General features: G+C 48.0%; 8 protein-coding genes. 4 read left to right on the top strand and 4 right to left on the bottom strand.

Going from position 1 to position 11,992, the window contains the following annotated elements; all coding sequences use genetic code 11:
• Positions 1–38 precede the first annotated feature (38 nt).
• From ACESLK_RS27130 to ACESLK_RS27120, 3 genes are all read right to left on the bottom strand, one after another.
• Positions 39–854 carry a hypothetical protein gene (locus tag ACESLK_RS27130; protein WP_373232933.1) on the bottom strand — a complete coding sequence of 272 codons (816 nt, stop codon included), beginning with the start codon at positions 852–854 and terminating at the stop codon, positions 39–41.
• 12 nt (positions 855–866) lie between these two features.
• Entirely contained in the window at positions 867–2,861 is a 1,995-nt protein-coding gene (locus ACESLK_RS27125) for a M1 family metallopeptidase (RefSeq protein WP_373232932.1), read from the bottom strand.
• A gap of 123 nt (positions 2,862–2,984) precedes the next feature.
• Positions 2,985–5,078 carry a HelD family protein gene (locus tag ACESLK_RS27120; RefSeq protein WP_373232931.1) on the bottom strand — a complete coding sequence of 698 codons (2,094 nt, stop codon included), beginning with the start codon at positions 5,076–5,078 and terminating at the stop codon, positions 2,985–2,987.
• Between the two features lie 231 nt (positions 5,079–5,309).
• Between ACESLK_RS27120 and ACESLK_RS27115 the strand changes: the two genes are divergently transcribed.
• Positions 5,310–5,813: a YwhD family protein gene (locus tag ACESLK_RS27115; RefSeq protein WP_373232929.1), complete on the top strand. Its 504-nt coding sequence runs from the start codon at positions 5,310–5,312 to the stop codon at positions 5,811–5,813.
• Between the two features lie 208 nt (positions 5,814–6,021).
• Positions 6,022–7,590 (top strand): ATP-binding protein, encoded by a 1,569-nt coding sequence (locus ACESLK_RS27110; protein ID WP_373232928.1) that lies wholly within the window; start codon positions 6,022–6,024, stop codon positions 7,588–7,590.
• A 7-nt stretch (positions 7,591–7,597) separates the two neighbouring features.
• On the opposite strand, the gene ACESLK_RS27105 is transcribed toward ACESLK_RS27110, so the two are convergent.
• Positions 7,598–9,655, bottom strand: a complete 2,058-nt coding sequence (locus ACESLK_RS27105; RefSeq protein WP_373232927.1) for a transglycosylase domain-containing protein — start codon at positions 9,653–9,655, stop codon at positions 7,598–7,600.
• 220 nt (positions 9,656–9,875) lie between these two features.
• Here ACESLK_RS27105 and speE point away from each other — a divergent pair, with 220 nt between their 5' ends.
• Positions 9,876–10,703, top strand: coding sequence for a polyamine aminopropyltransferase (speE, locus tag ACESLK_RS27100; RefSeq protein ID WP_373232949.1), 828 nt, complete (start codon positions 9,876–9,878; stop codon positions 10,701–10,703).
• 59 nt (positions 10,704–10,762) lie between these two features.
• Positions 10,763–11,635 (top strand): agmatinase, encoded by an 873-nt coding sequence (gene speB / locus ACESLK_RS27095; protein WP_373232925.1) that lies wholly within the window; start codon positions 10,763–10,765, stop codon positions 11,633–11,635.
• Positions 11,636–11,992: the final 357 nt, after the last annotated feature.

Genomic DNA, 11,992 nt, shown 5'->3' with positions numbered 1-11,992 from the left:
TCGAAATGCCGAAGGGGTCTTTTGCTGATTGTATAGACTTATGACCTTGGTTCAGACCAAACCTGATACTGTGAAGCGGCCGTCCAGAGCGTCAGAAGAGAACGTATGAAATGAAATGCTTGATGCAGCATGACGGCGATAAAGCCTGACCATAGCAGAGAGACTGCCCATGCGGCAGCGGATACTGCCAAGCCGATCCCGAGCATGATTAAAGTAATGGATAACAGCGGAAGTACCCGGTGAAGCGCCAACCCCAGTCCCTTTAAGACTCCTTCCCGTGACACCGCTCCGAACTGCATGAATTGGAATAGAAGGTGCAGCACCAACCCCCATATCATCCACGCCGAAGCATAGGGCAGCAATCCCTGTGCCCATGCTGTTACGGAGGGCTCGGAGAAGAACAGGTTCTTGGAGAACGGCAGCAGCCATATGGCGGGAAGGAGCATAAGGACATTCTCCAGCCAGTAAAGCAGGGTGACCGGCTTCCAAGCTCGTCTCATCCCGTACAAGACGCGAGTACCTTCACTGGAGACGGCATGGTGAAAGGAGTAATATACACCGGCATTTAGCAGAGGGGTTAGCACCATCCTCAAGAGGAGCAATCCGCCCAGCATCCAGAGAACCTCATTCACAAGGTCGGTCTTGAGCAAGCGGAATTGCGCTTCGATGAGGAACAAATGAGCTGCGTCAGAGTTTGGATGCTCATCTGGATAACGTGCTAATATGGGCGTGATCACTGAATCAATGAACCGGTAGAGGAAGAATCCCCACAGCAAACGATAAAGAAATAGAAGAACCAATACGTATTTATGCCGTACAGCCATGTCCCATCCCTTTTTTAATAATCCGCGCATCCTAATATCACCTCACCATACCATTGTTCCGAACAAACCCTCAACGATTTGCGTTATTCCAGTGGACCACCGCGTCCGAGTTTCCCGGGGAACCTCTGTTTTAAGATAGTTATTATATCTGCGGTTATCGAGAACAACGTTCAGGCTCGGATCTATGGCCGCGTAAACCAGTGGAGAAGAAGAATTAACCTGCAGCTGTACATGATTCTGGGCGCCGTCCCATTGCTTGCGAGCGTTCTGCCCGTCCTCGAACTGGAACCAAACCGTGACTGGTTGAGGACTGCCACCATAACGCCGCAGAAGCACTAGGCTTTCGTAGCCGTCTTTTGTTTTCTGAGTAGAGATGGATTCGACCGCGAAATCTGCCATTTCTCCGCGCTGTACATAAGATTGGAAGAAGTCGTTCCATTTGTCCTTGGTAACAGATTCGACAACCTTCTGGAAGTCAGTAGACGAAGGATGCTTGAAACGATATTTCTGGAAATAAGTACGCATGATCTTGTTCATCGTCTTCTCACCCACCTGGCGTTCGATGGATGTAAGTACGAGCTTACCTCGCAAATAAACATTTTCCGCATAGCCGTCTGAAGACTCATAACGCCAGGATGCTTGATTAAGCGGCTCTGGACTAGTCATATAGCTCGCTTCGATCGTAAGGTTAGGAACGACGCCATAGATGCTTGCCATCAGCTTGTCTTCTGAATAACTGGTGAAGCCTTCGTCCAACCAAGCCTCTTCGAATTCATTAGAAGCGATAAGACCATACCAATATTGATGAGCGATTTCATGTACGAGGGTGCGCTCCAGCTCATAGCCGGGATTATCATTTTGGGCGGAGGCTGCCGTTACGAGCGTCGGGTACTCCATACCTCCTGCGCCATTGGCGTTAGCCGGCGGTACTACAACGGATAAGGTGGAATAAGGATATTCCCCATACCATTCTCCGAGCTTAGCGAGAGCGGACTTGGCTGCATGCATGTAGCGATCCTTCAGGTCCTTATGAAGCGGATCAAGGTAAAGCTTAATTCGAACGCCTGGAATGCCGGGAGAGGAGAAGGAGTTCTCCACGTATTCGAAATGCGGAGATGCGGACCATGCAAAGTCATGAACGTCATCGGCGTAAAATTGAAAGCTTTTGCGCCCGTTAGCGATCACGGGAGATTTGGTCTGGAAACCTGTTGCCGCTACCTTGAAGGACTGCGGAACATTAATGTTCACACTGAAAATACCGAAATCTGCATAAAACTCTGAATCGCCATGGTACTGGTGTAAATTCCAACCTTCTGTTGCTCTGCCGCGCGTACCGGCGGGTTCGTATACGGCGATCTTCGGAAACCATTGTCCCGCCATAACGAATTCACCTGCCTTACCCATCCGCGCGAATACTTCCGGCAGCTTTACTGTGAAATTCATCTTGACGGTAACGGACGTTCCGGGCTTGACCGACTCTGGAAGACGGAAGGTCGCCAGTGTGCGGTCTTTGCTGTTGCCATCGTCTGGCTGAACATAATGGAGGCGCGGAAGGAGGGTTTCCCCCTCCTCTGTTGTTAAAGATGTCAGAACCATGTTGCCTGTGCCGCCTGCCTTCATTTTGTCTCCGCGCAGCACTCCGTCGGATTCTTTCATAAAGGTGCTGCCGGGCGAAAAGGCATTCGGATAAAGGTGGAAATATAACTCAGAGACGGACTTGCGGCCTGGGTTTTTCCAGGTAACGGTTTGCTGTCCGGTTAAGCTGCCATTCTTTTCGTCAAGCGCAACGGATATATGGTATTCCGTTATACGATTGCTAAGTACGACAGCTTTCGGCTTCTGCGGCGGATCCAGTACGGGTTCGGTTTTTGGCTTCGCCTGAGGAGGCGGGGCGGCAACCGGCAGCTCAGACAGTGCGGAGGCGGGCAGGGCATACTGATTCACCCAAGCGTCGGCAAACCCGAACCGAAAAGACAATACAAGTACAGCAGCGGCAGCGACGAAAAGAAAAATTCGCAGCGAACGGCGCTCAGGCATACGGATTACCCTCCCGTTGACAAGCATCTACGAGATATATATGTGGGTTGTCCGCAGATTATATCTGTGAGGCGGCAGGAAATATGAAAGGTTGGATAGTCTACTCGATGTGCATGCTTCTACTCAACCAATCAGAGGAGATTGCTTACCGATCACAAGCAAGGTCAAGCGGTGAAGCGCACGCGTGCAGCCGACGTAAAGGAGCTTGGCATCCTGAGGGTTGCCCGAGTACTTTAGCTTGCTCGCATCAGCGATGAGCACGGCGTCGAACTCGAGTCCTTTGGCCAAATAGACGGGTACGACGGTTACGCCTCCGCGATATTGGCTTTGCCCTTCGGATATGAGGTTTGCTTCCAAACCGGCTTGGAGCATCTGCTTTTGGATGTGCTGGCATTCCTCGTCCGTGCGTCCGATGATGGCGATAGTCCGCATTCCGCGTTGTTGATTGTCCTGAATAAAGGCAGCGATCAAGCCGACTCGTTCTTTTTCCTTCTCTACCTGAACAATTTCCACGGGTTCTCCGCTCCGGAACACCGGGTCCGCAGGCGGCAGTCTTGTATCGGTAAAGGGAAGGATGCGGTTAGCGAATTCGATGATCTCTAGCGTTGACCGGTAGCTTTGCTTCAGGACATGGTATGAATTATATTCATCGGTGAAGACGGCAGACAGCTCTTCCCAGCGCTGCACGCCTCTGTATGCATGTATCCCTTGCGCCAAGTCTCCAAGTATCGTGAAGGAAGGCTCGTTCATGTAAGCTCGCAGCAGCGCAATCTGGAAAGGAGGAATGTCCTGCGCCTCATCTACAACGACATGATCGAACTTCACGCCCTCGTCCCCATTGAAGGTGAAATGGATCCATACTAATGAGGCTAAATCTTCGGGCATCACGAAGCCTTTCTTCAAATAAGCCCTTGTTTCGCCTAATAGCTTCTCTGGAATAAAATTTCTTTCCGAGCCGTGATTGTTATATAGACTTTGATAGACAGTAAGAGCATCGGCTTTCGGCAGCTTGCTCATGTAAGTACGGAGCCTCATCTTGCCCGTCTTGCTCTTGTCCTTGCGAATCTTGGGATCGCCGATATTCGTCAGCTGTATTTCCAGCCAGCGGTTGATCCTTGCCGCCAGTCTCTCCCGGCGTGCAGCCAGTGGATAATGGCGATACTCTACCTCGAACCACTCGCGTATCGTAGAGCTGGGTAGAGCTCTGCCTTCCCACGCTTCGAAAGGCTGATCCACAAGAAAATTTTCTTCGTAGAGCTTTAGTTGCTCCTCCAGCCAGCTTTTGAACGAAAGCGAGCCTTTGAACCTGCCGGGAGTCTCATCATCAATTGTCGGGCGAGTCCCCTCTAATGAGAACCAACGATTACCCTCGGTTGAGGACGCTGCTAATCTTACATTTTCATCTAAGATATTCAGAGCCCACTCGGTGAAAGTGGTCTGTTTAACGTTACCTACGCCAAGCTCCGGGAGTACGCCGGAAATATAATCGAGGAACATCGTGTTCGGTGCGAAAATAATCATCCGTTCCGCACGAATTTGTTGCTGATATTGATACAGAAGGAAGGCCAGACGATGGAGTGCGACGGTTGTTTTTCCCGATCCAGCAGCGCCTTGGATGATAAGCGCTTTGTATCGAGGAGCTCTAATAATGAGATCCTGCTCCGCTTGAATCGTAGACACGATATCCCGTAATCGGTTATCCTTCTTGTCGCCGAGCTTGAAAAGAAGGAACTCATCGTTTAGACCAATGTTATCTCCTCCGCGCTCATAGCTGTCCACGACTCGTCCGAGGGTCTTTTCCCGAATGGTTAGATTACGTTTACGGTGAATATCTCCATGAATGGTGCCATCGGGCGCTTCGTAGGTTACCGGGGCATCCCCGCCGGTGAAGGAGTAGAACAAGCTGGCGACAGGAGCTCTCCAATCAATGACGGCGGGTGCTCCCGTTTCTTTACTGTCCATACCTCTCTTACCGATGTAGAGCGGAATGGGCTCAGCCTTACTATTTTCGCGGAAATCAAGCCTTCCGAAGTAAGGCTCATTACTAAGAAGCTCCAGCCTCTGACGGGTTTCCTCCCGCTTTTCTTCGAGCAGCTGCTCTACGTAATCTTTGCCCCGGTATATGGGACCGATGTCCGCACGCTGATTTTCAATTTCCCGGAACGTATTCTGAAGCTTGCGCTGCTCTTCTTTGTATATGGGGTGCTGCGAATCCATGGGGCTTCCTCCTTGCGAGAAATAATAACTTTATTTATTGTGCCGTATTTTTGATCAAAACAATAGACTTATGTTTTCCGTTTTGTTATGATGTTGAGTACAGGATTGCCTAAATTAAGTAGAACAAACGTTCGCATTCAATAAGCACCGAATAAGAAGCGGGGAAGATCCGAATTTAAGGGTCTAAAGCCCGGTTTTTTCATATCTATAGGCTAATTTGGGAGGCTCGTAATGGAAAACCAAGATAAACCAGTTGAGAAAAAGAAGCTTTCGCTTAATGTCGTCAGCAACAAGGAGCACAGAGGCTTTGGAGCGGGAACAATTGACCTGAGCCAGGTTTCTTGTATCATTATTGACGAGGGAGAAGCCTATATCGATGTAGGAGCTATGCATGCGAAGAGCAAGATCGAGAAGGGCATTAAGTTCTCTCCGGACAAAGATAACGTACCTAACGGTCGACCGGCTTGGATTGTATGGGTAGCCGTTGACCGTAACGAAGGCGGTACTTACTACGCAGGAGCGACTTCCTGTGAGATGCTTATCGATACGGAAGCTAGAAGAGGCTGGAAGGTGCTTCCTGATCACGTAAACCGTCTGGATGCCTCCCTCAAACGCAAATATATGCTGGACAACATCGGCCCGGTAGAGAAGGCTGCTCTCCGTAAGCTGCTCGAAGAACACAATGCCGAGTGGTGGGATCACTCCCCGCAAACGCTGAAGGATTTACTCTCATAATCTGTTCAAATAACTACGACCGCTCTTCGGGAATTCCCGGGGAGCGGTCGTTTTGTGAGTAGTGAGGTATAATGGATATGACTATTCTAGGACATTGAATACTATTCTATTTATTTCGACATTTTTTTCAAATCTATTACCTTATAATAGGCATTATATGGATACAAGTTAATTATCCTTTTCTAATCCGTACACCAGGAGTGTTTTTATGTTTATTCAATTTATAAGGCTAATATTAATACCCGCAATATGCATGCTTATCGCTGTGTCTTCATTTGTGTTGGATAAAGAGCCTGATCAGTTACTCTTAATTTTAACGGGATGTTTATTTTCAGCAAGTGTTATGTTTTACAAAAAAATACCTTATTCAAATTTGCTCCAAGTCTTATTACTTTCTTTATTTCATTGGTCTAGTCAGTTGAATTGGTGTCAGTTATTGTATTTTATTTTAATTGCAATAGCCACTGAGAAAACGAAGAAATTTACAAATCTATTGTCAATTTCATTAGGTTACTCCGTCCTTTATACAACAATACGTCTGACTTATCTTCCAATAAATGAATATAATTTGTTGGTTTCCATTTACGATTTTATTAGTTTTATTTTAATTGTGGTTTTTTTACGATACTTTTTTACTAGCGAATTAGAAAAAAGGCAGTTACAAAAGAGAAATAGATTTTTAACAACCCACGATCCACTCACTCGGCTTTTGAACTATGAGGGCTACATCAATTCCATTAATAATTTAATAAGCAAAAAAAATCCCATCATATTGGTGTTATTGGACTTTCAAGATTTCAAGAGTATTAACAATGAAAGTATAAGTAATGGAAATGAAGTTTTAATGAATATATCGGTGCTATTACGTTCATATTTTTCAAACGCTGTTGCTATCTCTAGATATGCTGGGGATCGGTTTGCACTAGTGATTCCTCGGACAGAAAACACTCTTAACGAAATTGTAAAGCTATTGAAGAGGAATCCACTAGGTTATCAGGTTACTTATAGCCTGGCACAATTTCCGGAAGAAGCCCAATCTTCTCAGGAATTAATCGCCCTTTCTGAAGACCGATTGTTTCAAAATAAAAGGATATTGTGGTTAAAAAATGAGGAAGAATTGTTCCGATCAGAGAAAATGAAAATAGTGGGTGAACTAGCTGCGGGGATGGCGCATGAAATTCGAAATCCATTAACCACCATGCAAGGATTCATGCAACTATCCAAGAGTCAAGCTTATAATATCCAGCCATGGTTTGATGTCATGATGAATGAAATAACTAGGATGAATGAATTGACAGGTGAATTTTTACAGTTCTCCAAGCCGCATATCAATAATATAAAGCCTGAATCCATATCGAAGTGTATGGAAAGAGTACTGTTTTTAACAGAATCCCAAGTGGTTTCGCAGGGACATATTATACATCTTCAAAGTACCGATGAATCCATACTAGTTGAGGTGGACCGTGATAAAATGGTTCAGGTTTTATTAAACCTTGTACGAAATGCAATAGAAGCAATGAAGGAACCTGGTCATATATTCATGCTGGCGAAGCGGATTGATAAGGAGGTAATCATTGAAATTAAAGATACTGGAAGCGGTATTCCAGAAAGTGAATTTGCGAATATCTTTAACCCATTCTATACAACAAAAGTAGACGGAACGGGTATAGGTTTATCGATATGCTACAAAATTGTTCAAGACCATGGTGGAACTTTGTCCGTTCACAGTGTTATTGATCAAGGCTCATCTTTTATTGTTAAATTACCTGCCTATTAAGTTTTTTCTATACACCCCACCAGTTGCGAAACTTCGACCACAAGGAGTGATTCTTGGTCTTTCCGGATTGTTCTTGATCCTCTTCGGTATGGCCATGAAGAGAGCACATCTCCGTTGGTTCAGTGCCTTCGAGGAAGGTCTCCATCACTGGATTAGGGCAGCCCGGTGAGGCAAGCATATTCGTTGCGGGATCAATATAAACACTTACGACTCCCTCGGGCATCGGAAATACTTGAGGAGGTACACCTTCTAGCGCCGACTCCGTGAATTCCGCGAAGATTGGTGCTGCCCGATGTGCTTCGCTTGAGGATATTGCCCGTCCGCGGTCATACCCGACCCATACGGCTGTCGTCAGCTCAGGCGTGTAACCGACGAACCAAGCGTCGGAATCGGTAGTTCCTGTTTTTCCGGCGACGGGCCGCTTCAAGAGCTTGGCTATACGATGTCCAGTTCCACCTCGTTCGAACACGCTTTCCAAGAGCTGTGTAGTCACATAAGATAGGGCGGGTGTAAGCACTTGCTCCTCCCGGGGGTGGGCCTCATACAAGACCTTGCCATGATGGTCGCGAATACTCGTAATGGCTATCGGATCCGCCTTGCGTCCTTCATTCGCGAATACAGAGAACGCAGAAGCCATCTCGAAGGGGCTGACCGGAAAGGTGCCGAGAGCCAGCGAAGGAACCGCCTTGAGAGGAGAGGAAATCCCGAGCTTGCGTGCCATCGAGATAACGGCCTCTGGTCCTACTTGCATAATCGTGTTGACGGCATAGATATTATCGGAAGCGGCAATGGCTTGTCGCAAGCCGATTTCTCCGTTGAAATAGCGATCATTATAGTTGCTGGGGCGGTAAATCTGACGGTTATTATCGAAATAAAAAAGAGTAGGTTCGCTGCGATATTTAGTTGCCGGCGTGACTGAGTGCTGCTCTAAGGCAGAGGCATACATGATCGGCTTAAAGGAAGAACCTGGCTGGCGGTTATGCGCAAATACGCGATTGAATTGATTCTGACGGTAATTACGGCCTCCTACCATCGCTTTAATATAACCGTTGCGGGGGTCGATGGCGATCAAGGCTGTTTGCAGCTCGGAGTTTCCACCCTTTAATCCTTTCTTAATGGAGGTTTCCGCCATTAGCTGCATTCGTCCATCCAGCGTCGTATGGATGATCATCCCACCCTCGTTCATCAACCGCTCATCCATACCGAGTTGGTCAATAGCGATCTTTTTCACATAGTCTGCGAAATAAGGGGCCTTACGATCCTCTTCCTCGGGCAAGGCGCGTACATTCAAAGGCTTTCTAGCAACCTGTACCGCTAGCTTATTCGAGAGTTGGCCTGTTTCCTGTAAAGCCTGCAGCACCTTATGTCGTCTTGCCTTCGCATCGACGGGATGCAAGTGAGGAGAATAGTAGCGGGGTCCCTTGGGGATGCCTGCCAGCAAAGCACTTTCGGCGAGGGAGAGCTCCTTCGCAGGTTTGTCGAAGTAAAGGCGGGATGCGGCTTCTACCCCGTATGCGCCATGGCCATAATAGATTTGGTTCAGGTAGAGCTCTAGAATCTCATCCTTCGTATATGCTTGCTCAAGTCTTGCGGCGTACCAAGCCTCCTTGAGCTTGCGGGTCCAAGTCCGCTCATGGGATAAGTAGAGATTGCGTGCGAGCTGCTGGGTTAACGTGCTTGCTCCTTGCTGCTTAGACAGGTGTCTTATGTCCACCCAAGCTGCTCGAGCAAGTCCTCGAACATCGACACCGGCATGCTCGTAGAAGCGACGGTCTTCGACGGCAAGCGTGGCTTTGACTAGCCATGGGGAAATATCGGAAAGCTTGACGATTTGCCGATTTACGCCGTCCTGGAGTGAGGCGATCACGCGGCCCTCTGAGTCGAGGATCTGTGTCGATTGCATCGTTGCGCCAGCAGGGAGGGATCCGTATCGCAGGAGAAATACACCCGCACCGGCAAGTGCCAGTAACGTCAGAAGGGTCATCCATCCTAGTCTGCGGCGCCATTTCACCCATCGAGACAGAGGGTGGACTTCCGGTTTTTTTTGGTTCGCTGCGTCATCCATGAAAGAGGCCTCTTTTCTATATAACCAAGAAAACTGAAGGGGATGGTTTTCCCTACTAGTATGGAAAAAGGTGGCGATGACTATTCCTTCAATAAAAAGTATGGCTTTTAGACGAATAGGGTTGCTTTTTGGCAGTGATTTTATATAATACATTTTGTTTGGTACAATGTAGTGAGCGTTAGCAAAACACCTGATAGAGAGTAGGGATTCTATGTCCTCCATGGAACTGTGGTATACGGAGAAGCAAACCGAGAACTTCGGAATAACGATGAAAATTAAACAAACTCTTGTCCACGAGCAAACGGACTTTCAAGAGCTTGCTATGATCGAGACGGAAGAGTATGGAAATATGCTGGTGTTAGACGGTATGGTAATGACAACGGTTAAGGACGAATTCGTCTACCATGAGATGGTTGCTCATCCGGCGCTGTTCACACACCCGAATCCGGAGCATGTCCTTGTTGTAGGCGGGGGCGATGGCGGCGTGATCCGTGAAGTGCTTAAGCATCCGCAAGTGAAGAAAGCGGTGCTAGTCGACATCGACGGCAAAGTCATCGAATACTCGAAGAAGTACCTGCCATCCATTGCAGGTCAATTAGATGATCCGCGCGTTGAAGTTATCGTGAATGACGGATACATGCATATTCATGATCACAAGAACACGTACGACGTTATCATGGTCGATTCTACCGAGCCTGTAGGTCCTGCAGTGAATCTGTTCACCAAGGGCTTCTATCAAGGGATTTACGACGCGTTAAAAGAGGACGGGATTTTCGTTGCGCAGACGGACAATCCATGGTTCAAGGCGGATCTGATCCAAAGCGTTAACCGTGACGTTAAAGAGGTATTCAGCATAGTACGTGTGTACATAGCGAACATTCCGACTTACCCAAGCGGACTGTGGACATTCACGATGGGCAGCAAGAAGTATGATCCGCTTGCCGTCAACGAGAACGAAATTCCGGAGATTGATACCAAATATTACACGCCGCGCCTGCACAAAGCAGCGTTCGTGCTTCCTAAATTCGTTGAAGATTTGACGAAATAGGTTCAACAATCGTTCGTACGGTGCCTACGCACCGTCCGACACTTAAAAGGAGGTTCGTTATGCGCCTAAATCAAGCTTATTCCGGCAACGTATTCATCTGCAGCTCCGATGATTATGCAGCCTCCAAAGCAGTAATCTATGGAATGCCGATGGATTATACGGTATCATTCCGCCCGGGCTCTAGGTTCGGTCCCAGCCGTATCCGCGAAGCTTCTGTCGGACTCGAGGAATATAGCCCATACTTGGACCGGAGCATTGTCGATCTTGCTTACTTTGACGCGGGCGACCTTATGCTTCCATTCGGAAACGCGGCGAAGAGTCTCGACATTATCGGCGATTTCGTCCGCGGTATTCTGGCGGATGGTAAGATTCCTGTAGGTCTCGGCGGAGAGCATCTCGTGAGCTGGCCGGTAATCCAAGAGGTTTACAGGAAATATCCGGATCTCGCTATTATCCATTTCGATGCCCATACCGATCTTCGCGAGGAGTACGAGGGAGAGCCTCTCTCCCACTCCACGCCGCTTCGGAAGGCGGCGGTGCTGATGGGTCCGTCTAATATTTATCAGTTCGGAATCCGTTCGGGCTCCAAGGAAGATTGGACGTATGCCCAGGAATCAGGCGTCCACTTCCATCCTTTCGAGGTGGCGGAGCCGCTGAAGCGGGAGCTCCCTTCCCTTGAAGGCCGCCCCGTTTATGTAACGATCGATATCGATGTCCTTGATCCGTCGGCCGCGCCGGGGACAGGAACGACCGAAGCGGGAGGCATTACTTCGAAGGAGCTGCTTGAAGCGGTTCATGCGATTGCCCGTTCCGGCGTCAACGTCGTCGGCTTCGACCTGGTCGAGGTTGCTCCAATCTATGATCCTACGGAAATGACACCAATCGTCGCTTCTAAGATCATTCGCGAGATGCTGCTTGGTTTTGTGAAGTAAGCGAAAGGCAGCTTTTAAGACCTCTGAATAACGCCTTATGGGGCGTTATTCAGAGGTTTTTTTGCACATGTAAGAAAGTATATATGGGACGACAAAAGCGGGTTTGCACGATCACGCATAATCCGGTCCTTAATGACGAAATCCCTTCGACTCAGGACCGAAATGTTCGATTAGTTCTTCAGTTTCTGAGCAAAAGGGATACTGTCATAAAAGGGTTCGAAAAGATTGGGTCTCCCTCAGTATGATGAGTTTATCTCACGTATGCTCGCTTATTCGCAGGATTTCAGATAACTTGGATAAGCTTTGAATGGGGTATAGGGATAGTAACCATAAGTGACAAGGGGTTGGTGCAGTTAA

Source organism: Cohnella sp. (assembly GCF_041640265.1).
Taxonomy (GTDB): Bacteria; Bacillota; Bacilli; order Paenibacillales; family Paenibacillaceae; genus Cohnella.
Note: the sequence above shows the minus strand (reverse complement) of the source record. Positions and strands in the feature narration are given on the sequence as shown.

Coding starts and splice junctions, on each gene's coding strand:
- ACESLK_RS27130 (WP_373232933.1), bottom strand. CDS start 854: ATGCGCGGATTATTAAAAAAGGGATGGGACATGGCTGTACGGCATAAA.
- ACESLK_RS27125 (WP_373232932.1), bottom strand. CDS start 2,861: ATGCCTGAGCGCCGTTCGCTGCGAATTTTTCTTTTCGTCGCTGCCGCT.
- ACESLK_RS27120 (WP_373232931.1), bottom strand. CDS start 5,078: ATGGATTCGCAGCACCCCATATACAAAGAAGAGCAGCGCAAGCTTCAG.
- ACESLK_RS27115 (WP_373232929.1), top strand. CDS start 5,310: ATGGAAAACCAAGATAAACCAGTTGAGAAAAAGAAGCTTTCGCTTAAT.
- ACESLK_RS27110 (WP_373232928.1), top strand. CDS start 6,022: ATGTTTATTCAATTTATAAGGCTAATATTAATACCCGCAATATGCATG.
- ACESLK_RS27105 (WP_373232927.1), bottom strand. CDS start 9,655: ATGGATGACGCAGCGAACCAAAAAAAACCGGAAGTCCACCCTCTGTCT.
- speE (WP_373232949.1), top strand. CDS start 9,876: ATGGAACTGTGGTATACGGAGAAGCAAACCGAGAACTTCGGAATAACG.
- speB (WP_373232925.1), top strand. CDS start 10,763: ATGCGCCTAAATCAAGCTTATTCCGGCAACGTATTCATCTGCAGCTCC.